The 23539-nt window shown below is 50.6% G+C and carries 23 protein-coding genes; 16 read left to right on the top strand and 7 right to left on the bottom strand.

Annotated features, from left to right (window positions below; translation table 11 throughout):
- Positions 1 to 276: 276 nt before the first annotated feature.
- Positions 277 to 1101 (top strand): J domain-containing protein, encoded by an 825-nt coding sequence (locus G3M78_10760; GenBank protein ID QPJ65845.1) that lies wholly within the window; start codon positions 277 to 279, stop codon positions 1099 to 1101.
- On the opposite strand, the gene G3M78_10765 is transcribed toward G3M78_10760, so the two are convergent.
- Positions 1075 to 1851, bottom strand: a complete 777-nt coding sequence (locus tag G3M78_10765) for a hypothetical protein (protein ID QPJ65846.1) — start codon at positions 1849 to 1851, stop codon at positions 1075 to 1077. The genes G3M78_10760 and G3M78_10765 overlap by 27 nt on opposite strands.
- A 103-nt stretch (positions 1852 to 1954) precedes the next feature.
- Here G3M78_10765 and rdgB point away from each other — a divergent pair, with 103 nt between their 5' ends.
- Positions 1955 to 2533 carry an RdgB/HAM1 family non-canonical purine NTP pyrophosphatase gene (gene rdgB, locus G3M78_10770; GenBank protein QPJ65847.1) on the top strand — a complete coding sequence of 193 codons (579 nt, stop codon included), beginning with the start codon at positions 1955 to 1957 and terminating at the stop codon, positions 2531 to 2533.
- A 17-nt stretch (positions 2534 to 2550) separates the two neighbouring features.
- Here rdgB and G3M78_10775 read toward each other — a convergent pair whose 3' ends face one another.
- Entirely contained in the window at positions 2551 to 2955 is a 405-nt protein-coding gene (locus G3M78_10775; protein QPJ65848.1) for a hypothetical protein, read from the bottom strand.
- 151 nt (positions 2956 to 3106) lie between these two features.
- Between G3M78_10775 and G3M78_10780 the strand changes: the two genes are divergently transcribed.
- Genes G3M78_10780 through G3M78_10790 form a run of 3 tightly spaced genes read left to right on the top strand, consistent with a single transcriptional unit; the run spans position 3107 to position 5864 of the window.
- On the top strand, positions 3107 to 3559 hold the full coding sequence (locus tag G3M78_10780; GenBank protein QPJ65849.1) for a DUF1566 domain-containing protein: 453 nt from the start codon (positions 3107 to 3109) through the stop codon (positions 3557 to 3559).
- A gap of 17 nt (positions 3560 to 3576) precedes the next feature.
- Positions 3577 to 5550 (top strand): acetate--CoA ligase, encoded by a 1974-nt coding sequence (gene acs, locus G3M78_10785; GenBank protein ID QPJ65850.1) that lies wholly within the window; start codon positions 3577 to 3579, stop codon positions 5548 to 5550.
- An 8-nt stretch (positions 5551 to 5558) separates the two neighbouring features.
- Positions 5559 to 5864, top strand: coding sequence for a hypothetical protein (locus G3M78_10790; protein ID QPJ65851.1), 306 nt, complete (start codon positions 5559 to 5561; stop codon positions 5862 to 5864).
- A gap of 375 nt (positions 5865 to 6239) precedes the next feature.
- On the opposite strand, the gene G3M78_10795 is transcribed toward G3M78_10790, so the two are convergent.
- Positions 6240 to 8606: a tetratricopeptide repeat protein gene (locus tag G3M78_10795; GenBank protein QPJ65852.1), complete on the bottom strand. Its 2367-nt coding sequence runs from the start codon at positions 8604 to 8606 to the stop codon at positions 6240 to 6242.
- A 283-nt stretch (positions 8607 to 8889) separates the two neighbouring features.
- On the opposite strand from G3M78_10795, the gene G3M78_10800 reads away from it, so the two are divergent.
- Positions 8890 to 10191 carry an amidohydrolase family protein gene (locus G3M78_10800; protein QPJ65853.1) on the top strand — a complete coding sequence of 434 codons (1302 nt, stop codon included), beginning with the start codon at positions 8890 to 8892 and terminating at the stop codon, positions 10189 to 10191.
- A 96-nt stretch (positions 10192 to 10287) separates the two neighbouring features.
- Positions 10288 to 11196 carry a formylglycine-generating enzyme family protein gene (locus G3M78_10805; protein ID QPJ65854.1) on the top strand — a complete coding sequence of 303 codons (909 nt, stop codon included), beginning with the start codon at positions 10288 to 10290 and terminating at the stop codon, positions 11194 to 11196.
- 47 nt (positions 11197 to 11243) lie between these two features.
- Here G3M78_10805 and G3M78_10810 read toward each other — a convergent pair whose 3' ends face one another.
- From G3M78_10810 to typA, 4 genes are all read right to left on the bottom strand, one after another.
- Positions 11244 to 11672 (bottom strand): transcriptional repressor, encoded by a 429-nt coding sequence (locus G3M78_10810; protein ID QPJ65855.1) that lies wholly within the window; start codon positions 11670 to 11672, stop codon positions 11244 to 11246.
- 43 nt (positions 11673 to 11715) lie between these two features.
- Entirely contained in the window at positions 11716 to 12993 is a 1278-nt protein-coding gene (locus G3M78_10815; protein ID QPJ65856.1) for a histidine--tRNA ligase, read from the bottom strand.
- A 31-nt stretch (positions 12994 to 13024) separates the two neighbouring features.
- Positions 13025 to 14020 carry a class 1 fructose-bisphosphatase gene (gene fbp / locus G3M78_10820; protein QPJ65857.1) on the bottom strand — a complete coding sequence of 332 codons (996 nt, stop codon included), beginning with the start codon at positions 14018 to 14020 and terminating at the stop codon, positions 13025 to 13027.
- A gap of 125 nt (positions 14021 to 14145) precedes the next feature.
- Positions 14146 to 15969, bottom strand: a complete 1824-nt coding sequence (typA, locus tag G3M78_10825; GenBank protein QPJ65858.1) for a translational GTPase TypA — start codon at positions 15967 to 15969, stop codon at positions 14146 to 14148.
- A 302-nt stretch (positions 15970 to 16271) separates the two neighbouring features.
- Here typA and xerD point away from each other — a divergent pair, with 302 nt between their 5' ends.
- The 9 genes from xerD to fabF all read left to right on the top strand — a co-directional run bounded on the left by xerD (position 16272) and on the right by fabF (position 23534).
- Positions 16272 to 17150 (top strand): site-specific tyrosine recombinase XerD, encoded by an 879-nt coding sequence (xerD, locus tag G3M78_10830; protein ID QPJ65859.1) that lies wholly within the window; start codon positions 16272 to 16274, stop codon positions 17148 to 17150.
- Positions 17151 to 17256: 106 nt separating this feature from the next.
- A complete protein-coding gene (locus G3M78_10835; GenBank protein ID QPJ65860.1) occupies positions 17257 to 17802 on the top strand; it encodes a DUF177 domain-containing protein in 546 nt (181 codons plus the stop codon).
- Between the two features lie 11 nt (positions 17803 to 17813).
- A complete protein-coding gene (gene rpmF / locus G3M78_10840; GenBank protein QPJ65861.1) occupies positions 17814 to 17996 on the top strand; it encodes a 50S ribosomal protein L32 in 183 nt (60 codons plus the stop codon).
- 149 nt (positions 17997 to 18145) lie between these two features.
- Positions 18146 to 19288 carry a phosphate acyltransferase PlsX gene (gene plsX, locus G3M78_10845; GenBank protein ID QPJ65862.1) on the top strand — a complete coding sequence of 381 codons (1143 nt, stop codon included), beginning with the start codon at positions 18146 to 18148 and terminating at the stop codon, positions 19286 to 19288.
- Complete coding sequence (locus G3M78_10850; protein ID QPJ65863.1) at positions 19289 to 20290, top strand: ketoacyl-ACP synthase III; 1002 nt, start codon at positions 19289 to 19291, stop codon at positions 20288 to 20290. It begins immediately after the preceding gene.
- Complete coding sequence (fabD, locus tag G3M78_10855) at positions 20284 to 21228, top strand: ACP S-malonyltransferase (GenBank protein ID QPJ65864.1); 945 nt, start codon at positions 20284 to 20286, stop codon at positions 21226 to 21228. Before G3M78_10850 ends, fabD begins: the two co-directional genes overlap by 7 nt.
- Positions 21229 to 21261: 33 nt before the next feature.
- Entirely contained in the window at positions 21262 to 22011 is a 750-nt protein-coding gene (gene fabG / locus G3M78_10860; GenBank protein QPJ65865.1) for a 3-oxoacyl-[acyl-carrier-protein] reductase, read from the top strand.
- Positions 22012 to 22034: 23 nt separating this feature from the next.
- Positions 22035 to 22268, top strand: coding sequence for an acyl carrier protein (gene acpP / locus G3M78_10865; GenBank protein QPJ65866.1), 234 nt, complete (start codon positions 22035 to 22037; stop codon positions 22266 to 22268).
- A 21-nt stretch (positions 22269 to 22289) separates the two neighbouring features.
- Positions 22290 to 23534: a beta-ketoacyl-ACP synthase II gene (gene fabF, locus G3M78_10870; GenBank protein ID QPJ65867.1), complete on the top strand. Its 1245-nt coding sequence runs from the start codon at positions 22290 to 22292 to the stop codon at positions 23532 to 23534.
- The last annotated feature ends 5 nt before the right edge of the window (positions 23535 to 23539 follow it).

The following is a 23539-nucleotide window of genomic DNA, read 5'->3' on the forward strand; positions in this document are numbered from 1 at the left end:
CGGCCAAGGCAGGTATTCAGAGCCAGTAATCGCTGATTATTTTATACTTCTATGGCTCGGAAACCAAGTTTGAAAGCGCAGAAATCGTGATTTTTCTATGATTCATCAGAAAAATCCTCTTTTTTGCACCATATTATTTTCTAGCGCTGGCAAGTCTGCGGAATATTCGGCGCTTATAGGGCGCATATTTTTTTAACGATAAGCTCGATTGTAGACTTGCATTTTTTTAACCATTGATTATTATAGAATTAACCGATTAACCCTTAAACGAGCGCCATGACAAGCATACGAGCGATGAGCCTGAAGGATTGCTGTGATATTTTGCAGACCGATCCTTCGTTATCTCTGGATGAAATCCGCAAGGCTTATCACCTTCTTGCGCGTAAATACCATCCCGATCACAATCCTGGCAATCCGGAGTTTGAAGATCGTTTCAAGGAAATCAGCCGGGCTTTTCAAACCCTGGAGAAGCGATTCCGCGATTTTAAACTGCTCAATGTGGACGTCGACATCGCGCAAGAGCCAGAAACGTATGATTCTGGGTTCTTTGCAAAGTTTTTAGAAAATCGACCGCGCCTCAAACAATTTGTCGAACAGACCGTTTCTCTTTTGAATGCTTTGGAAACGCAAGTCTTCCTGCTCGATGTGATTCAAGAAGTCGCCGTGGATTCGAGAACGGCGGAGCAGGGCGGAACGATTCGAATTCGCAAGGGTAAAGAAAACTATCTGGTGCGCATCCCTCCCGGAGCCTGGAACCGCATGACCTTGAGAATCTCGGGGAAGGGCGAGTCCAGCCTGTTTCGCAAACGACGCGGCGATCTGGTCATGACCCTGCGAATCGCTTCTGAGGAGGCGACAGCGGCTATGGATTTCTACTATGAGTTTCCCCTGTCCCGTTCGCAATTGCTGGAAGGACGCATCCACACCCTGCGCACTACGGATGGAATGATTAAGTTCACGCTACCGAAGCATGCGAGCGACGGGCAGGTGTTCACCTTGCGCGGTAAAAAGGGGAAAAACATATCGAGGCAGACGCGGCATGTGGTGACAGTACGCGTACAGGAAGATGCCTCGTCAGTAGAATTTAACGAAGATATATAGTTGGGCGCCCGCCGAAAAGAAGGACAACAGCAATGAGCAGGAAATCAGACCGATCAGGGGCGATGGCGTGCTCAGCGCATGTTTTTTCAGCCACAGACTGTTAGAGAGTAGAATCGCGGCCCCTGCGACCAGAGAAAAAGAAGTCATCCCCGTAATGAATCCCGTACGCACCGTGTCCGAAGCCATGTGATTGAACAGGGCGAGGGACCATCCCAGTGGAACCAGCATCATGAAATAAGACGCGAACACCAGCCGATACTGCGACGATTTATAGCGAAAATATAATTTGATTCCGAAGACAAGCAGAATCATCATCAACACACGCGAGGTCCAATCGTTCAGAGCTACTTTGGCTTGTTCGCTACGAATGAAGTTCAATGCGCCGAGCACATAGCTGGACACTTCTTCATCATCCATTTCATAGAATCCGCCTTGATTGGTGTCGAAAGCAAAAACGCGGGCAGTTGGAGATTCCGCCCCCAGCGCAATCGCGCGCCAGTTGTCTTTGTTCGCCTCCTGCAGTTCCAGATAGACCAGACCGTTGTCGTAGCTGAAATCGTAGTCGCTGATTTTTAAAAGGCCGCTCGCATATTTGCCATTTTCAGCGTAATATTTTTCCTGGATTTCAGCGAGGTCGTGCAGGGCTTTTTGAGCCTGAACGTCTACGTCCAGTTGAAAAATGGATTTGCATCCTGATAAAACAAGGATGGCGGACAGAAGGACAACGATACGAATCAAAGATATTTTCATGGAAATATGAGGAGCTTTTGAGGCCTTGGGCGGTTCAATTAAAGTTGGGAAAATTTATTCTTATAACACAGGTATGCGGTTGTGACAATATGAGGCTTGTATTATGAACTGGGAGGCATGGTTCCGTCAAACCGTTTTTGTAACGGGCAACTTGAATAAAGTCAAAGAAGCGGAGCGCATTCTGGGCGCCTCGCTCAAGCATGCAACGCTTGAGGGGATTCAGGAGATTCAAACCGCAAGCGTGCAGGAATTGATAAAAGACAAGGCGATGCAGGCGCACGCGAAAATAGGCAAGCCGACGCTGGTGGAAGATTCGGGGCTGATTTTTGAAGCCTGGAATGAGCTTCCCGGAGCGCTGGTGAAGTGGTTCGAAGTCAATGTGGGTTGCGAGGGTATGTTGAAAATGCTGGACGGCTTTGCCGATCGCAAGGCTCGCGCGGTTTGTTGCGCGGCCTGGTATGACGGAGAGACAATGGTTGTGGGGACGGGCGAGGCGGCGGGATCCATCTGTAATGAGATTCGTGGAGAGGGCGGCTTCGGCTGGGATGTGATTTTTATGCCCGAGGGGCATGATCGGACTTTTGCAGAGATGTCGGCGGGTGAAAAGGATGCGATCTCGCATCGCAAACGCGCGTTTGAATCCTTACGCAAAGAAATGCAACTTCGCTTCAAGGAGTCGTGAAAGTTTGCTCGCGCCGTTCAGGCGTTTAAGGGGTGGGGCTGAATGTCTTTTTTCATTTGCTGATATAAGGATTCGAAAGATTTTGCAAACGCTCCCAGTTCCAGGAAAATTTCTTTTGCATTCTGCGGCGGGGTTTTGACGAGGTCGTTGTAACAGGCGTCGATATGCTCCCAGTCTTCAAGCGTGTTGATCCAGCCTCGTTCGAGCGCGTAGTTGACGCAGTCCTTGTTGTCCAAAGTTGCGCCCTGTTCAGTCGCATGCGCCTTGAGGGTTTTTAAGGTCAACTCGAATGTGAAGCGAAAACGTTGTAAAGCGGCGTTTTGAAAATAGTCGCTGGTTTCGCGTTTGAGAGAATCCTCCAGATGCCGGATGGACCATTCGAGATGCGAAATCAGCAATTGCGATGGACTGGGTTTTGTCATGGTATTTGTTTCAGTTTATATCAAATTTTAAAAAGTATCGTTATATAGTAGACCTGCGATGCCAGTCTTAATGTGTTTTGAAAATGATCGTCAATGATGATATTTTATCCTACTTGTTAAGTGTAATTTATCACAACCAATTAATTATGATATGAAATCTAAAGAGCGGTTTGTACTGGCTTCAGAAGACGTCGTGGTCGATACGGAACGGCGCTTGATGTGGAAGCGTACCGATACAATGAATGATTTGAAGCGGTGGGTGAATTACCCGGACAGCGCCGATTACGCGCGAGAGTTGAGGGAGAATAAATTCGCGGGTTTCGACGATTGGCGTTTGCCGACAAAAGAAGAGATGGAATCTTTATACGATGAATCGTTATCGAATAAAGATCGTTTTGATAAAGAGGTTCATATATCTGAACTTTTTGCGCCCGGCGGAGGAATCAGTATGGTCGCCGGAATGGTGAGCGGAAGGTTTCGTACATGGGTGATGAGCACTCGGGACGGTTCGTTTGAACATCCCGATGGCTTGTGGACATTGTCGGATTCCGCCCGCGCGGTGCGCACGATGCGGGACGATGAGACAATCACAGAAATTTCCTGATTCGGGAGAAGGATGCGATGACTGAATTATACAACCCGCCGGCGTCGGTGGCTGAAGGCGCCTGGGTCAAAAATATGCAGGAATATCAGGACATGTATCAACGTTCTGTTGAAGACCCGGAAGGCTTTTGGGCAGAGCAGGCGGAACAGTTTGCCTGGTTTGAGAAATGGTCTGAGGTGAGAAATTATAATTACAACGTCAATGACGGGGCGATTCACATTGAATGGTTCAAGGGCGGCAAGACCAATATCTGCTTCAATTGCCTGGACCGTCATCTGGAAACGCGCGGCGATCAGACGGCGATTCTATGGGAAGGTAACGAGCCGGGCGAGGATCGAAAATTCACATACAAAGAACTGCACGAGCAGGTCTGCAAATTTTCCAATGTTCTGAAACGTCACGGCGTCAAAAAGGGAGATCGGGTTTCGATCTACATGCCGATGATCCCTGAACTCGCAATCGCCATGCTGGCCTGCGCCCGGATTGGCGCGGTTCATTCCATTGTGTTTGGCGGTTTCTCCGCCACAGCGCTGGCGGATCGTATTGTCGATTCGACTTGCGAAACGCTCATCACCTCCGACGGTTCGTTTCGAGGCGCCAAGCCGGTTCCGATAAAAACCAACGCGGACAAGGCGATGGAGTTGGCGGAAGCGCAAGGGGTGCGGGTGAAATCCTGCATCGTCGCCAAACGGGTGGGCGATAAAATTCCTTCGCCCATGCAGGAAGGTCGGGATGTCTGGTGGGACGATGTAATGGCCACCGCTTCGGCAGATTGCCCGGCGGAACCGATGGACGCTGAGGATATCCTGTTCATTCTTTACACTTCCGGCTCGACCGGGAAACCCAAAGGCGTTCAGCACAATGTCGGCGGCTACATGGTTTTCACGGCGATGACCTTCAAATATATTTTTGATTATCACGACGGAGATATCTGGTGGTGCACTGCGGACATCGGTTGGGTGACGGGGCATTCCTACATTATCTACGGACCTCTGGCTACCGGAGCCACGAGCATCATGTTTGAAGGCGTGCCGACTTACCCGGATGCGGGGCGGTTCTGGTCGGTGGTGGACAAGTACAAAGTCACGCAGTTTTACACCGCGCCCACGGCAATTCGCGCCCTGATGTCGCATGGCGAGGAGATTCCGGGCAAGTACGATTTATCATCTTTGAAAGTATTGGGCTCGGTTGGCGAGCCGATCAACCCGGAGGCCTGGAGATGGTATCATCGAGCTATCGGAAGAGGGCGTTGTCCTGTGGTGGACACCTGGTGGCAAACCGAGACCGGGGGAATCATGATTACTCCCTTACCCGGTTGCACGCCCGCCAAACCCGGCTCGGCGACTTTGCCCTTCTTTGGCGTCAAACCGACTGTGATTGAGTCTGAAACCGGAAAAGTTCTCGAAGGCAACGGCGTCAACGGCGTGCTGGCCCTGTCCGAACCCTGGCCGGGGCAAATGCGCACGGTCTATGGCGATCACGCGCGTTTTGAAGAGACCTATTTTAAAATGTATCCCGGTTATTATTTCACCGGCGACGGTTGCACACGCGATGCGGACGGTTATTACTGGATCACCGGGCGGGTGGACGATGTCATCAATGTTTCGGGTCATCGCATGGGCACGGCGGAAGTCGAGTCGGCTCTGGTGCTTCACCCCAGCGTCGCCGAAGCGGCGGTGGTGGGATTCCCGCACGATATCAAGGGGCAGGGGATTTACGCTTACCTGACGCTCATGGACGGTGTTGAAGAATCGGATGCGCTCAAGAAAGACCTGGTTCAGTTCGTGCGCAAGGAAATCGGTCCGATTGCGGCGCCGGACATTCTGCATTTCACTCCCAGTCTCCCCAAGACCCGGTCGGGCAAGATCATGCGCCGGATACTCAGGAAAATAGCCGCCAACGAAGCCGATCAACTGGGCGATGTGTCGACTCTGGCGGATCCGGCGGTGGTGGAAGCTCTAAAAGCCAATCACCAAATCCTCACTAAGTAGAGGCGGACGTGGCGATTTATATGTCGGCGCGTTTTCGCGTGCATCGTCATGCGATCAAGAAATGCAAGGAAGCGATGGTTGAGCTGGTGGATTATGTCCGGGCGAACGAACCGCGCACCCTGGTGTATCTGGCGCAGCAGGAGATTTCCGATCCCACGCGTTTCATGAGTATTTTGATTTTTGAAAATGAAACGGGTCTGGCCTTGCACCGCAATTCCCCGGCATCGAAAAAATTTGCGGAAACGGTCTACCCCGAGGCGCTGGAACCGGTGGAGTTTTCGGAATACAACGTGGTTGCGGATCGCAATCAGTGAGCCGACGGCGTTTCCTGTAAAAGGGATTGGCGTTAGTTACTTTGCAGGATTCAACCTGATTGCGGATCGCAATCAGTGAGCCGACGTTCCTTTCTGGAAGAGATCGTCGTTTGAAGACGGACGTCCCCGAGGCGCCGGGACTCACCGGCGTTTCGTCAGGGATCATGGAGCTGAACAGAATTCAACTCCATGACTTTTCACTTAAAGCGAAAAGAGAAAGGTACCTCCCCCCTCCCCCTATGCACTGACGACTTGAAAACCTTTAGTTTCTTTAAAGCGGATTCAAACATTATAACTAAAAAGTTTTCGCTGTCAATTTTAAAATGTTGGCAGGGGTAAAAATTTCAATGAGATAAGGAATATCGGGCTGGGGATTTAGCGGGGCAGGGCGGAAATCAGTTGCGCTCTTTCTATTTTTTGACGCGCCATCGCCTGTTTCACTTCATTGAGTCCGTTATGCGGGCTGTTGTTCAGCGGCTCTACTTTGACGGCTCTCAGGAAAGCGGCGCGCGCTTCGGGCAGGCGGTTCAGTTTCAACAGCGTCCAGCCGAGAGCGTCAAGCGCATCGGGTTGATCGGGGTTCATCTCCAGTTCTTTCTTGAGCAGGGCGAGGGCTTCCAGATTGCGGTTTTGCGCAAGATACAATCGCCCTAACTTGCTTCGAACCGTTGTCGCCAGCTCGAAGGGCGCAATGCTTTGAGTTTCTCCCGCCGCCTCCACGATGGTTTTCGGTTGCGGGTTGAGGGCCAGAGTCTGGCGTAGGTACAGCGAGGCGTCTTCGAGTTTGTTGAGCGCCAACAGGTTGTAACCGAGCCCCATGCGCGCTTCAGATTTGTTGGGTTGCTGCCGCATCGAAACGAGAAACATTTCCATGGACTTGTCGTATTGCTTCTTGTGGTAATAAGCCCAGCCCATTTGATTGTAGACCTGCCAGCCGAAGCGTTCTTTTTTCAACAACTGTTCAAACTCTTCGTTGAGGGCGAGACTGGGGTCGAGAGAAATTGCTTTGCCAAAATATTCGATAGCCAGATTGCGATTGTCGAGTTCATAACGCAACCAGCCGATGCCCATGTATAACGAGGCGCGCAGGGGGTACCGTTTGAGGGTCTGGTTGAAATACTCCATAGCCCTTGATGAAGACCAGCTTTTGAGAACGCTGTCGTCGTAGAGATAGGCGATTTCAAGATTGTCGGGTTGAGCATCGTGCGCGATCTTCAAATACTTTTCGGCCTGGGCATAGTTTCCAGCTCGGTAGAAGGACATCCCGGCGCCGCGCGCTGAATCGATTTTATAATCTTCGCTGACTGAGGCGCGGATGAATTTCTCGGCGGAAAGGTCGTACTGACGTTTCTTGAATTGTCCCCATCCCAGTCCGTTCAGAGCTTTTGCGAGAAAGGCGTCCACTCCCACAGATTCATTTTCTTCAATATAGTCCGCATAAATCAACGATGCCTTTTTGAAGTTGCCCTCTTGCATCAGCGCGTCTGCCAGATGCAATTTAGGTTTTAATTCCAGCAGGGCTTTCTGGCGTCCTTGCAAGGCGTCCGGGTTGGAGGGTTCCATCGCCAGAGCGCTTTCAAAAATTTTCCAGGCGTCGTGAGTTTGTCGCTCTTTGAGTTTCAAATAGGCGATTTGGATTTGTGGATGCGCCCAGTCTGGAAACTGTTCCTTCAAATCCTCATACTCATTCAGAGCCAGTTGGGTTTTGTCCTTATCAAAATAATAGTGAGCGAATTGCGCCCGCTTCATTTTAGCCAGTTCCACTTGTTGCAATCCTTGAACGCTTCCAGGGAAATGCGGGAGACGCGCCTTGATCCGTTTGAAGACATCCTCCGCTTCCCTGATCCGTTTGGAATGTAACAGGCTCCAGCCGAGACCGTTCAGTCGGTCGATGCCGTCCGCATCGATTGCTTCGGCTTCTTCGAAGGCTCGCACGGAGTGGTCAAAGAATTGTTTGCCATACAATCTCCAGGGGTCTTTCAAGTCTTGTAAATCCAGAGCGACATAGCCGAGCAAGGCGCTTTGATACCTAGGCGCTTCTACCGGAAGCGTGAAGATGGATGGAGAGCGCGGCGAAAGCGAAAGGATGCGCGGTAAGGGAGACGCTTCGTCTGATTTCCACTCGGCTACGAGCGTCCAGAGTTCTTGCACTTGTTCGGGATTGTATATTTGTTCCCATTCCTGCCGGGCGTCCTCGGGTCGGTTCATGAAAAAATAACAGAATCCTTTTCCCTTCAGGACCTGATATTTTTCAGGAGTCAGTTCTTCGGCCCTTTTGAAAGCGTCGGTCGCTTCTTCATAGCGTTTGGTCGCGAAATAAGCCCAGCCCAGCCCAATCCAGGGTTCCGCTGATTTGGGAGCAAAGGTCGTCGCGCGCTGGAATGCGGTCAGGGCCTGATCGTATTTCTGCTGATAAAAATAAGCCCAGGGCAGTTGGCGCAGAGTTTCCGCATCATGAGGCGTTGTCAGGAGGGTCTTCTTGAAATAATATTCCGCAACGTCAAACTTCCCCTGCTGGAATTGATGTTGAGCAAACTCCAGATCGCTATTGATTTTTTTGGAATACGATGTTGGCAGTTTGGGAAGTTTTGGAAGCGAAACAAAGGACAGGTCAGGCGCCTTCAATTCAGGCATTTCAGGCAAAGAGAAGCTCCTCAGCGTTTCACAGCCGCTGGTCGCCGTCATCGTCAATGCCAGGCCGAGCGCGATCCAGCCTTTATTTCGAAAGGAGTCAGGGGTCATGAGTCGAATTTCGTATCGTGGCGATTCATTACAGTATCCTAACGGCATTCGAGCGCATAAATTTTAGTTTTTTTCTCAGTTAATAGGGCTTGATTCATATTTTTACATGAGTTTGTTTGTTCAGGACGATATAATTTCGATATCATTGAGTGAAAGACGCCTTTCCGAAGCGCACGACAGGCGGTCTCGATTTATCAAGCTGATGTTGTTTGATTTTCATCTCCGCGACATCCCTTGCCAGAACCCAAATTGATATTCCAACCACCACAGGATTTATTTCATAATGATTCATAATTTTCAAAACATATGGCTCGCAATCACAGCCAGAAGTATTGCGTTGTCTGTATTGGCTCTGGCATCCTTATTCCTTAACGTCGCCCAGGCAGAGACGCCAGGGCATGCGCCCGGCCATGATGAATCCGATCAGTCCATTCTATTGAAAGCCTCGCGCATATTCGACGGAAACAAGATGCATTCCAATGCCGCTTTATTGATCGATGGAAACAAGATCGCCAAACTGGGGCCTTCCGACAGTATCAGCGATCATGCCGCGACGGTGGTGGATTTGGGCGACTCGACGATTCTTCCCGGTTTCATTGAACTGCATTCGCATATCGTTTTTCAGCATGTCCCGCGCCGCGTTCTACTGGAACATGGCGTGACCACGGCGCGCGACGTTGGCGGCGATTTGCTCGCGCCATCGGGCGGGCAGGGCGTATTGCGATTGCTCAGTTCGGGGCCGATTTTGACGGCTAAAGGGGGCTATCCCTTGTCGGTCTTTGGTCATGGCGGGCATCATCACGGTTCTGGAAAGATTGCGATAGGGGTGGAGACGGAAGAACAGGCCCGGCAGGCTGTACGGCATCTGATAGAAGGCGGCGCGTCCTTCATTAAGATTGCATTGGAACCCGGCGGAGAACCGGGTGCTCCCTGGACGATGGGACATCATGGCGGCGTATCTTCAGCCTGGCCTCTGCTGAGTCTGGAAATTGTAAAGGCGATTGTTGATGAGGCGCATTCATTGAAGCGCCGCGTGACGGCTCATGTCTCCGAGGACGTTGGAGTTGCCCTGGCTCTGGATGCCGGCGTGGATGAATGGGCGCATGTTCCCTGCATGAAAATTTCCGATGCTCTCTTGAAGCGGGCGGTTCAGCAGGATGTGAAAATCGTCTCGACTCTGGACACCCTGTCGGCTTGTCACGGTATTCACCATAATGCAAAACGACTGGCCGAGCTGGGAGCGGATTTTTATTATGGCGCGGAAGTCGCTCATGTCGATATTCCCTGGGGCATTGATGCCAGGGAATTGCAACTCATGCATCAGCTCACCGGTATGACGGCGCTTGAACTGTTTCATACAGCAACGGCAAAGGCGGGGCGTTATCTGGGTCTGGAACCTTTAGGGCAACTCACTCCCGGCGCTCCGGCCGACCTGATTGCGGTTCGCGGCAATGCCTTGCATAATTTAAAACGACTCGAATACCCGGATCTGGTGATGTCGGGTGGGCATTGGATCGTGAATAATTATTCAGGCGCGCAGAGTGAACCCGAAAGCGCTCCCCATCGCCCCGCATGGAATCATTAACAAATGCATGCAAGGAGCTTTGATTTTGCAGGGAATTGGACTTGTAAAAAGACGTTAAAATGATAGTATATAAAACTTTTAACCCAACGTCCGACCATGAAAAAAATTCTGATACCTGTCGCTTTAATCCTTCTCTTAAGCCTCTCCGCTTGCAGTGAGCAAGAGACCGTCGAACCGGCTATAGAGGGCGAGGCGAACCCGGCCTTGTCTGAATTAAATATTGACCCCAACGCGCCGGATGTTGATATCCCATCCAGTCAGGTGGTTCCCGTTCAATTGTCCCCTGAAGACAAGGCGAAGGCGGATAAAGCTCCGGAAGGCATGGTCTTCATCAAGGGCGGTTGTTTCCAGATGGGCAATAATTTTGCACAGGAAGATGAAAAACCGGAACATGAAGTTTGCGTGGATGATTTTTATATGGACAAATACGAAGTCACGCAAGCCCGTTGGGTCAAGTTGATGGGAGGGAATCCGTCCCGTTTTAAAGGCGACAATCACCCCGTAGAACAGATCAATTTTTATGACGCCCAACGTTTTGCTGAAAAGTCCAAGGGCGCATGTCGTTTGCCCACGGAAGCGGAGTGGGAGTATGCGGCGGGCGGTAAAGTAAACTCCCGTTATTACTGGGGGAATATGATGGACGACGACTACGCCTGGTATATGGATAACTCAAACGCGACGACGCATCCGGTCGGACAGAAAAAACCGAATCAGTTTGGTTTGTACGATATGCTTGGCAATGTCTGGGAGTGGACCAGCAACTGGTGGGAGGCGCCCTACACGCTTTCTGATTCACTGAAGCAAAACCCAACCGGCCCGGCGGATGGCGAATACAAAACGGTTCGCGGCGGGGCTATGGATTCCTCAGCGGGCGCGCTTCGCGTTACAAATCGCACCTGGTTGCATCCCAAAAACCGGGTGTTCCCGAAAGTCACCCTCTATGGGCAGACGATGAACGAAATCTATAATTATATTGGCTTTCGTTGCGTTAAGTCGGTTGACTGATCCTGCGAGAGAGCGGCGCTGATTTATCAGTCAGCCCTTGTTTTTTCCTACCTGCATTCAGAACAGATACCGAACATGTGGAGTTTGTGCGAGGTGATGGTGAAGCCGTTACGAGTGGCGACTTCTTCCTGAAATTTTTCAATCAGAGGATGATTGAATTCGAGAATCTTGCCACATTCCGTGCAGATCATATGATCGTGATGACTGTGCATGAAGCGATGCTCATAACGTTTCTGACCGTCGCCAAAGTCCAGCTCTTGAGCCAATTGACTTTGCGTTAGCAAGGCGAGGGTTCGATACACCGTGGCGAGACCGATCTTGGGTTCCTTTTCGGTGACCAGTTTGTAAAGTTCCTCGGCGCTGACATGTTTTTCGCATTCTAAAAAAGCATTCAATACCGATCGTCGCTGGCGCGTGATCTTCAGATTATTCTGCGCAATATAATCTTCAAGGACTTCGAGTTCTTTACTGGCCATGATTCAATTCGAGTAATATCAAAAATAGTGGAGTTAAAGAGTATCAGGAAGGCCCAAGGTCATGCAAGCGTTGTTTGATCTCTTCCAGATATTGTCCTGCGATGGCGACTTCCGCCTGTGATCCGTCCTGCATATTTTTGAGAATTAATTTTCCATCCTGCAATTCGTTGTCTCCGACAATCAGCGTCAAGGTCGCGCCGGATTTATTGGCCTTGCGCATCTGACTTTTCATGCTGGAGCTGTCGAAATCTCTTTCGACGCGTAAATTCTGCAAGCGCAATTCATGCGCCAGTTTAAAGCCATAGCGTTCCGCTTCGGCGCCCAGGCAGACCATGAACAGGTCCGGTGGCGATTGCAGGTTCACCTGATCGTCAAAAGGAACCAGAGAGATCAAGCGTTCCATGCCCAATGCAAAACCAAAGCAAGGCGTTGCCGGGCCGTCGAATTCTTCCACCAGTTGATCGTAACGACCGCCGCCGCAAATGGCGTCCTGCGATCCGAGCGATTCTGATTTCACTTCAAATGCAGTTCGCGAATAGTAGTCCAGACCGCGAACCAGCAATGGATTGTGACGCCAGGGAATATTGGCTCCGTCGAGGAGCTGTTTGACTTTGCCGAAACGCGCCTCACAGTCTGCGCACAGGCAGTCGCTGGTTTTGGGCAATTCGGTCGCGATAGCGGCGCAGGTTTCCACTTTGCAATCGAGAACGCGCAGGGGGTTTTTTTCATAACGCGTGTTGCAATTCGTGCAGAGTTTTTGCAAATGCGGTTTGATTGCGGCTTTGAGCGTTTCGCGGTACTGGGGTCTGCATTCCGGGCAACCCAGGCTGTTGAGTTGCAGATAAACGTCGTTCAAACCCAATGCGGAAAAAAAATCCATGAGCATGGTCATGACTTCCGCATCGACGGCTGGATCGGGCGATCCCATCGCTTCGACGCCGATCTGGTAGAACTGGCGGAAGCGTCCAGCCTGCGGACGCTCGTAACGAAACATGGGGCCGATGTAATACATTTTTTCAAGGCCCGGCGGATTGTACAACTTGTGTTCGATATAACTGCGCACGACGCCCGCCGTGCCTTCGGGACGCAGGGTGATCTGGTCGCCGCTTCGATCTTCGAAGGTGTACATTTCTTTCTGTACGATGTCCGTGGTCTCGCCAATGCCGCGTTGAAACAGAGCGGTTTTCTCAAAAATGGGAACTCGAATTTCAGCGAATCCATAGCGCGAAAAAACAGAGTGAGCCATTTTTTCAACGTAATGCCATTTTGGAATTTCAGCGGGAAGGATATCTTTTACGCCGCGTATGCTTTGAACTTTCATGATCCTGAATTCGAATGAGAGACCGCTGGGGTCAAGCGTTGAGAAACTTGTTTGAAATTTGTATGTCCTTGAGACTGCCGACAAACAGCGGCGTTCGATCATGAATGTGGCCCGGCGTCATTTCCAGAATACGCTCTTTACCGTTGGTGGCGTCGCCGCCAGCATTATCCACGATCATTGCCATCGGCGCCGCCTCGTAAGAGAAACGGAGTTTTCCCAGAGGATTGGCTGAATCGCCGGGATACATGAACAGGCCGCCTTTAATCAAAGTGCGATGGAAGTCGGACACCAGTGTTCCAATGTAACGCGATTTATAGGGCTTGGGCGAGTCTGGCTCCAGACCTTTTAAATAAGAGACCAGCTTTCTCTGCTTGTCATTCCAGAGCGTGGTGTTTCCCTCATTCACGCTGTAAATAGACCCGGTTTCAGGGATTTTCATGTGCGGGTGCGACAGGAAATATTCGCCGAGAGAAGGGTCGAGCGTGAAACCATGCACGCCCCTGCCGGAGGTGTAAACAAACATGGTGCTGGATCCGTAGATGATATAACCGGCGGACACCTGTTGATCGGCGCGTTGGAGCAGGTCCTCTGAAGTCACTTCGTCGCCGTCGCTGATCTTGCGATAGATCGAGAAAATGGTGCCGATGCCAACGTTAACGTCAATGTTGGAGGAGCCGTCGAGCGGGTCCATCATGAAAATGTATTTGCCGGGTTTTTTTTCCTGCGGGATGATGACCGGTTCTTCGTGTTCTTCAGAGGCGATGGCGCACACCGCTTCCGATTGACCAATGATGGTGGTGAAGGTGTGGTTGGCGAAGTCGTCCAGTTTCTGGACTTCTTCGCCATGCACATTGGTTTCACCCGTCACTCCCAGGATGTCTTCGCCGATGCCGGCGCGATTGACTTCATTGGAAATGATTTTGGAAGCCACGATGACTTCCGTCATCAAATTGGTGAACTCCCCGGTCGCCTCAGGATTCATGCGTTCCTGTTGGCGGATATGTTGAACTAGCGTCGTCTTTTCCATTAATCCATTCTAGAGTGCAGTGGGTTGGGCTTGTGACAAAGAAGGCAAATTCTAACTCATTTTAAAAATGAGGGCAAATGATTTGCCGCGCCCACTCACGATTCCACGCTCTAAAAGGATTTGGACTATGCGACCTTCTGCGATTTTGACGATCGCTTGCGCTCGTTTTCATCAAGGAAACGTTTGCGCAGACGAATGCTCTGCGGAGTGATTTCCGCCAGTTCGTCTTCATTCAGGTAGCCCAGCGTTTGCTCCAGACTCATAACGCGCGGCGGCGAAAGGGAGATGTTTTCATCGGAACCCGAAGCCCGCATGTTGGTGAGTTTCTTTTCCTTGCATGCATTCACGATCAAATCGTTGTCCTTGTTGTTCTCTCCAATGATCATGCCGATGTAAACTTCCTGACCCGGTTTGAGAAACATCGTGCCGCGTTCCTGAAGGTTGTACAGCGAGTAACCGGTGGTTGTGCCATTTTCGAGAGCGATGAGCACGCCGTTTTGTCGTCGCGCAATTTCTCCGCAATGTGGAACGTACTGGTGGAAGCTGTTGTTCAAGACGCCGGTTCCCTTGGTCAAGGTAAGGAAGGGAGAGCGAAAGCCGAACAGTCCGCGCGTTGGAATGTGATATTCCAGTCGGCTGGAGCCGGAGCCTGCGTTGATGATGTTGATCAGGTTGCCTTTTCGTTTGCCCATTTCCTCCATAACGCCGCCCATGTATTCTTCGTCGACGTCGATGACGACGAGTTCTTCAGGCTCCATGATCTTGCCGTTGATTTCCTTCAGAACCACTTCGGGGCGGGAGACTGAAAACTCGTATCCTTCGCGCCGCATGGTTTCAATGAGGATCGACAAATGCAATTCGCCGCGACCGGATACTTTGAAAGCGTCGGCCGCCTTGGTGTCGCTGACCCTCATGGCAACGTTGCTTTTGGTCTCTTTATAGAGACGATCTCTCAATTGCCGGGACGTTACAAATTTACCTTCGCGTCCTGCAAAGGGAGACGAATTGGCCATGATGTTGATGGACAGCGTCGGTTCGTCGATCGTTAAAACAGGCAGAGCTTCTGGACAATCGGCGTGGGCGAGGGTCTCTCCGATATCGATGTCTTTCATTCCGGAAATGCCAACGATGTCGCCGGTGACGAGTTGATCCGCTTCTATGCGCTTCAGTCCTTCGTAGGTGAACATCTTACTGATTTTAAAATCCAGATGTTTGCCGTCGCGATTGATGAGCGTCAACGGGTCTTTTGCGCTGAGCTTGCCGCGTTGCACTTTGCCAATAGCGATGCGACCGATGTAGTCGTTGTAGTCGATGGAAGACACCAGCATTTGAAAGGGCTCGGATTCCTCGCCGGCATGTGGTTTGACTTTCTCAACGATGAGATCGAGGAGCGGGGTCATGTCCTGATCCGGTCCATTCGGCTCGGTGCGGCAGATGCCTTGTTTGGCGGATGCGTACAACACAGGGAAATCCAGTTGCTCGTCGGTGGCGCCCAGGTTGACGAATAATTCGAAGACCTGATCGAGTGCGTGATCGGGATCAGCGCCCTGGCGATCGATTTTATTGATAACAACAATGGGGTGCAATCCAAGATCGAGGGACTTTTTAAGAACAAAGCGCGTTTGCGGCATGGGGCCTTCGGCGGCGTCTACAATCAGCAATACGCCGTTGACCATTTTCAGGATACGCTCGACTTCGCCTCCAAAGTCGGCATGGCCCGGGGTATCGACGATATTGATTTTGTGATTGTCGTGGTAGATGGATGCGTTTTTTGAAAAGATGGTGATGCCTCTTTCGCGCTCCAGATCGTTGCTGTCGAGAACGCAAGTCATCGCAAGTTCGCTATCGCGAAACATTCCGCTTCTCTTCAATAAACAGTCTACCAGTGTGGTCTTCCCGTGATCTACGTGCGCAATGATGCCTATGTTCCTGATGAATTGCTGTTGCATTAATTTGCCTGAATTTGGATGTAATAGAGAATTAAAATAAAGCCTGACTAAGAGGAGGCCCAAAAAAAACCAATTATATAATATAGCCTGAATTTGCAAAAAAACAAATACTAAAGATTATATTTATTAAATATATACGATTTCATTCGGTAATTCAGGATGGGACGCGATCTCAATTTATTTTGACTTACTAAACGATTCTTCCATGTTGACCCGGGGATTCTGGAGCTCACTCGCATGAAAATGCAGTTGCGGGAAATTAAGACTTGATATAACTGTTTGAAAAATAAGATAATAGTCTCATGAACTCGACAATCAACGCTTTTTCAGATTATTTGATCATCGAAAAACGTCTGTCCGCGAATACGGTGAGCGCATACGATCGGGATATGAGGCGACTTGCGTCCTTGTTTAAGGATCGACCCCTTGAATCGCTCGGAACTCAGGATTTGCGCCAGGCGTTACTGGCTTTCAGGAAGTCGGGTCTATCGTCCGGGACGGTGGCCCGGGCCTTGTCTTCGATGAAGATGTTTTACAAATTCCTGAAAACGGAGGGCGAAATTCAAGCCGACCCCGCGCATATTCTGGAATCCCCGCGTCGCGGTCGCAAGCTCCCTGACACCTTGTCGCTCGAAGAAGTGGATCGTTTGCTGGAGGCGCCCGATCTGGAATTGGCGCCGGGCCGTCGCGACCGTGCCATGCTTGAGGTTCTGTATGGAACCGGCCTGCGCGTTTCCGAATTGATCGCCTTGAAGCGGACCGATCTGGATTTGCAGGCAGGCTATCTTCGTACGATGGGTAAAGGCTCCAAGGAGCGAGTGACTCCATTGGGCGATGAAGCGGTGATCGCGGTGGACGATTATTGTAAAACAGCTCGGCCCGCGCTGGACAAGGGGAAAAACAGTTCATTTTTGTTTCTCACGCAGAGAGGGAAGGGGATGACGCGTCAGGGTTTCTGGAAGATTCTGAAAAGCTATGTGCAAAAAGTTGGTATCCGTAAATCGGTTTCCCCGCATACATTACGACACGCTTTTGCAACCCATCTTCTGGAACGCGGAGCCGATTTGAGGTCTGTTCAAATGATGCTGGGTCATTCCGATATTTCAACGACACAAATATATACCCATATCCTGCAGGACAGAATTCGATCCATTCACAATAAATATCATCCACGTTCCTGAGTTTTAACTTGACTGGTTTTTAAATAAAAGATAACATTTGCTGGTTTGGATTCCCTGCCCAAAAAAGTTCTATCTACTGGATTTTAAATAGGTTGTATTTAATGTGATGGAACGTCATCCTTTGCTTTTTAACGTCGATGAAATTTCGGAGGACGGCGTTAAAATTGACCTGTTGGGCAACAGGGAATTATTCAAAATTAACGACGACGATTGCTCTCTCACGCAGGATGTCAGTCTGCAGGGAGACATACGAAAAATATACGAAGAGCTTTATTTTAAAGGCGTTTTCGAGACTCAGGCGAAGTTGTTGTGTTGCCGTTGTCTGGGGCCGGTCGTTCGTTCATTGAAGGGCGAAGCCTATTGTAAATTTGTTCCCAAAGGGCTGGAGCCGGAATTGGGCGCCGAGATGGAAATCGATCCTGCCGGGATTGATGTCGAATATTTCGACGGCAATACCGTGGATTTGATATTGACCGTTCGAGACGCTATTTTATTGGCGGCTCCATCTGCCATTACCTGCGGCGAGCAATGCAGGGGCTTGTGCAGTCAATGCGGGGTGAATCTGAATAAGAAAACCTGCGACTGCCAGACCGGCATTGAGGTAGACCCGAGATTTGAGATACTGAAATCACTGAAGTTTAAAAATAAATAAAAGAGGAAATTATGCCAGTCCCTAAGAAGAGAATGTCCAAGTCCCGTCAGGGAAACCGAAGGTCTCACGATCATTTGAAAGTATCTGCATTCAACGAATGCCCCCAGTGTCATGAAATGAAACGGCCTCATCACATTTGTCTGCATTGCGGTTTTTATAAGGACAAAGAAGTCATGGAAGTCGAATCCATCTAACCGGGTGGCGTGATTTCTTTTTGTTGTTGTAAAGAGGGTCGTCAGATCATAGTCTCATTAATACTGAACAGGGCGGTCCATACGCCCTTTTTGGCCTGCCAATTTTTCCGCATTAGATTTGAATCTCGATTTCAGGAGCGGTTCTTACAATGAAAATTGTAGTTGACGCAATGGGGGGCGACCATGCCCCTGAGGCGATAGTCGAGGGAGCCGTTCTCGCCGCCAGAGAAAACAATTGCGAAGTGATCCTTGTCGGTATTGAAGACCGGATCCGGGAAGAACTGGCCAAGCATGATATTGGGCAATTGCCCATTCATGTTCAGCACGCCGACGAAGTCGTGGAGATGAGCGACATCCCCGGAAAGGTGGTTCGCGCCAAACGAAAATCCTCAATGAAAATCGGGCTGGATCTGGTCAAGAGCGGCGAAGCCGACGCTTTTGTGAGCGCGGGCAACACCGGCGCGGTGCTGGCGTACTCGACTTTGATTTTGAGACCCCTGAAAGGCGTGGATCGTCCTGCGATCACGATTCAATTGCCCACTCTGAAAGGTTATTCCCTGTTGTTGGACGCCGGGGCGAATGTGGATTGCAAGCCGCTTCAATTGTTCCAGTTTGGCGTGATGGGGCATGTGTTCGCGAAATACATTCTCGGTAAGGAATCGCCGACGATTGGTATTTTGAGCATTGGCGAAGAGGATGGCAAGGGTAATGAAATTACTAAAGAAGTGTTTCATATGTTGAAGAAAAGCCACATTAATTTCGTTGGCAATATCGAAGGCAAGGAAGTCTATCGCGGTAATGCAGATGTTGTGGTCTGCGACGGTTTCACCGGCAATATCGCTTTGAAGATCAGCGAAAGTCTGGCGGAAATGATTGGAGCGAACTTGAAGACTCTGTTCACGCGCAACTGGGTCAGCAAGCTGGGCTACTTTCTGCTCAAGCCGCAACTTTCAGAATTCAAGAAAAAGGTGGATCATTCGGAAACCGGCGGCGCCCCCTTGCTGGGAGTGAATGGCGTGTGTATCATCGCGCACGGCAGTTCGTCGCCCAAGGCGATTAAGAATGCGATCAAGCGAGCGAGCGAATTGATTGAAAAGAAGATCAACGATCACATCCGTGAAGATATTGAATCCAACCTTGAAGATATTGACACCAGCATCTGGAAGCAGATCAAAAGCGCCTTTGTCCCGGAAACACCGGAAGACGGCGCATCTACTAGCAAACCTTCCCCTGAAGCCGATAGCGACGAGGCATCGGCTACGCCAAAGCCCCCAGAGGTTAGCGATAAATAAATGACAGAATCATCCATGCTTAACGCGGAGGTCATGGGAGTCGGCTCTTATGTCCCTGAAAAAATTTTAACCAATGCAGAACTGGAAAAGAAACTCGATACCAGCGACGAATGGATTCGAACGCGCACCGGTATTTCTGAGCGACGCATCGCCGCGAGCGATCAGTCCGCATCCACGCTGGCCGCGAATGCGGCGCGCTGTGCCTTGACTTCATGTGAAATGTCGGCGGAAGATATTGATTTGATCATTGTCGCTACTTCCAGCCCGGATGTTCTGTTTCCTGCTACGGCTTGCTTTGTGCAAAAAGAATTGGGCGCCGCCCGAGCGGCGGCATTTGATATCACCGCAGTCTGTTCTGGTTTTGTGTTTGCCTTATCGATCGCTGAGCAGTATCTCAAAATGGGTCGCTATCAAAACATTCTGGTCATTGGTAGCGAGGTCAATTCGCGCATCGTGAACTGGGAGGATCGTTCAACCTGTATTCTGTTCGGCGACGGCGCCGGGGCGATGTTGCTGGGAAGCAGGAATGGCGGAAACCGTTCCGGTATTCTGTCGACACATATTCATTCTGACGGGCAACGCTCCGAGTTGATAAGGGTTCCGGGAGGCATCGGTAAGACGGGCGTGTCGGCGCAGTCGGTTGAAGAGGGTCAGTATTTTATTCATATGGCAGGAAACGCTACTTATAAAGTGGCGGTGCAACGACTTGAGGAAGTTTCGCGGGAAGCGTTGGCGGCGAATGGGTTGACTCCTGAAGATGTGGATTGGGTGGTGCCGCATCAGGCCAACAAACGCATCATCGACGCCGCATCCGAGCGTTTGAATATTCCCGCAGAAAAAGTATTTTCGAATATCAATAAATACGGCAACACCTCTGCCGCCTCGATTCCAATCGCTCTGACCGAGGCATTTGAGTGCGGCAAGATTGAAAAAGGAAATATCGTTTTATTGATGGTGGTCGGAGCCGGATTAACTTGGGGAGCTTGCGTGATTCAATGGTAAAAACAGCATTTTTATTTCCAGGGCAAGGGGCGCAAACCGTTGGCATGGGGCGCGACTTTTACGATCGATTTCCAGAAGCCAAAGAGATGTACGGGCAGGCCAACGAGGTTCTCGGCATCGATATCGCAAGTATTTGTTTTAATGGTCCTGATGAGACCTTGACTCTGACTGAAAATACCCAGCCGGCGATTCTGATTCATAGTATAATCGCCTTGAAAATGTTGAGGGGAAATGGTATAGATGCCATACTTGCGGCAGGCCACAGTCTGGGTGAGTATTCGGCGTTGGTTGCTTCGGGGGCCTTGGAGTTTCTTGATGCAGTGCGTCTTGTGCAGTTGCGCGGACGTTTCATGCAGGAAGCCGTGCCGGTTGGAGTGGGTGGCATGGCGGCAATCCTTGGAATGCCGCTGGAGAATGTGCAGACCTTGTGTAATGAGTTCTCCCAGCCGGATCAGATCGTTCAACCCGCAAACATGAACAGCCCCGAGCAGATTGTCATCGCCGGGCATAAAGCGGCGGTGGAGAAGGTGTCTGCCGAAGCCCAGAGTAAGGGCGCTAAAAAAGCGGTCATGTTGCCTGTCAGCGCTCCTTTTCATTGTCCTCTCATGAAACCCGCAGAAATCAGATTGCGGCAGGAACTGGACCGGACAGAATTTAAATCCATGACGTTTCCCATCATCGCTAACGTCGATGCGCAGTTGGTTAGCGATGGAAGTGTGGCGCGTGAGAATCTGGCGAAACAGGTTTGCTCTCCCGTTCTCTGGACGGATACCATGCAGGCGTTGCTGGATCAGGGAATCACAAGATTTATTGAATTGGGACCGGGGCGGGTGCTTTCCGGGTTGATGAAACGTTTTGACAAGTCGGTTCAGTGTTTTCAGGTTTCCGATGCGGCATCGCTGGAGAAAACCCTGGCTGAGATCAAGGCGAGCGCCTGAAACGAATCCATTAAATTGAATTTTTGAGTTTTTATGACAGAGAAAACGTTGCAGGATAAAGTAGCGCTGGTGACTGGCGGCGCGCAGGGAATTGGTCTTAAAATCGGCGAGGCGCTGGCGGCTGAAGGCGCGCACGTGATTTTGGGCGACGTGAACCTGGAAGGCTGTCAGGCCTCTGCGGATCGCATTAAGGGGCAGGGTGGATCGGCGTCTGGAATTCGCTTGGATGTTTCCAACGCGGAAGAAGTGAAATCCGCTTTTGATTCCATCGCCAAGGATCACAAGCCGCTCGATATCCTCGTCAACAATGCGGGAATCACGCGAGACGGTTTGCTGGTTCGCATGAAGGAGGACGATTGGGATCGCGTTCTCGACATCAATTTGAAGGGCAGTTTTCTGTGCGGTCAGCAGGCGGCAAAGCAAATGATGAAACAGCGACAGGGCGCCATCGTTAATATTGCATCCATTGTCGGCGTGATGGGGAATGCCGGACAGGCCAATTACTCCTCATCCAAAGCGGGGTTGATTGGTTTGACGAAAACCATGGCGCGCGAGTTGGCGCCAAGGAATGTGACGGTCAACGCGGTGGCTCCCGGATTTATCGATACGGAAATGACGCGGGTCCTGGATGAAAAAGTCAGAGAGAAATTGATCGAGCAAATCCCGTTGGCGCGCTTGGGATTGCCTGAAGATATTTCGAACAGTGTTTTATTTTTAGTTTCTAGCAAATCGGGTTATATTACCGGTCAGGTTATCAATGTTAATGGCGGCATGTTGATGTAATTTACTTTGAGGAGTTTTGATTTATGTCCGTTGAAGAGAAGGTCAAGGAAATTATTGTAGATCAATTGGGCGTTGATGAGAAGCAGGTGAACGGCGAGGCGTCTTTCATTGACGACCTGGGCGCGGATTCTCTTGATACCGTTGAGCTGGTGATGGCGTTGGAAGAGGAATTTGATATTGAAATTCCGGACGAGGACGCAGAGAAGATATCCACCGTTCAGCATGCAATCGATTATATTCATAACCATACAAACTGATTCCACACTCAATACTTGATAATGTCTGCGAATCGTCGCGTAGTCGTGACGGGTATAGGCATGGTCTCCCCGCTAGGGATTGGTCTTGAAGCGAACTGGTCTGCCGTTACAAACGGTCGTTCAGGCGTTGGAGAAATCACCTCCTTCGACACCAAAGATTTCCCTGTTAAAATTGCGGGCGAGGTTCGTGGTTTTGATCCCGCCGACTACATAGATCATAAAGAAATAAAGAAGATGGATCGGTTCATCCATTACGCCGTCGCTTGCAGTAAGATGGCGTTGGAGGATTCCGGCTATGTGATCACCGAGGAAAACGCGTATCGCACAGGTGTGCAGATAGGCGTTGGGCTGGGCGGATTGCCTGCGATTGAAAAATATCACGACGTTCTCAAAGAACGCGGCGTGAAAAAAATCACTCCGTTTTTCATTCCCATGCTGATCGCCAACCTGGCTTCGGGGCAGGTTTCAATTCTGTTCGGAGCTAAGGGACCCAATACTTGCGTCGTTACTGCTTGCGCTACGGGCACTCATAGCATTGGCGAAGCCGCGCGCATGATCAAGTATGGCGACGCGGACATGATGTTTGCCGGCGGTTCGGAATCGGTCATCACGCCTCTCTGTGTTGGAGGCTTTCACGCTTCTAAAGCCTTGTCCACTCGCAACGATGATCCGCAAGGCGCCAGTCGACCTTTCGATAAGGATCGCGACGGTTTCGTGATCGGTGAAGGTTGCGGCGTTGTGATTCTTGAAGAATTGGAATCCGCTAAAAAACGCGGCGCAAAAATCTATGCCGAACTCACGGGCTATGGACTCAACGGCGATGCGCATCATATCACCGCGACGGCTCCCAATGGAGAAGGCGCGGCGCGCTGTATGAAGCTGGCCCTGGAGAGCGGTAAAGTCAATCCTGAAGACGTCGACTATATCAACGCGCACGGCACATCGACAGGCGCCGATGCGACGGAGACGGCGGCTATCAAAACGGCGTTTGGCGATCATGCGCGTCGTGTTGCGATCAGTTCCACCAAATCCATGACCGGGCATTTGTTGGGCGCGGCGGGTGGTGTGGAAGCTATTTTTGTAATTCTTGCCATCGGTCGCGGGGTGTTGCCCCCGACTATCAACTACACTACGCCCGATCCTGAATGCGATCTGGATTATGTCCCCAACCAGGCGAGGGACAAAGAAATTAAGGTTGGGATGTCGAACTCCTTTGGGTTTGGCGGTACAAACGGCGTATTGATCTTCAAAGAATTTTTAAACTAGAATCA

The sequence above is a fragment of the Candidatus Nitrohelix vancouverensis genome, from assembly GCA_015698305.1.
GTDB classification, from domain to species: domain Bacteria; phylum Nitrospinota; class Nitrospinia; order Nitrospinales; family VA-1; genus Nitrohelix; species Nitrohelix vancouverensis.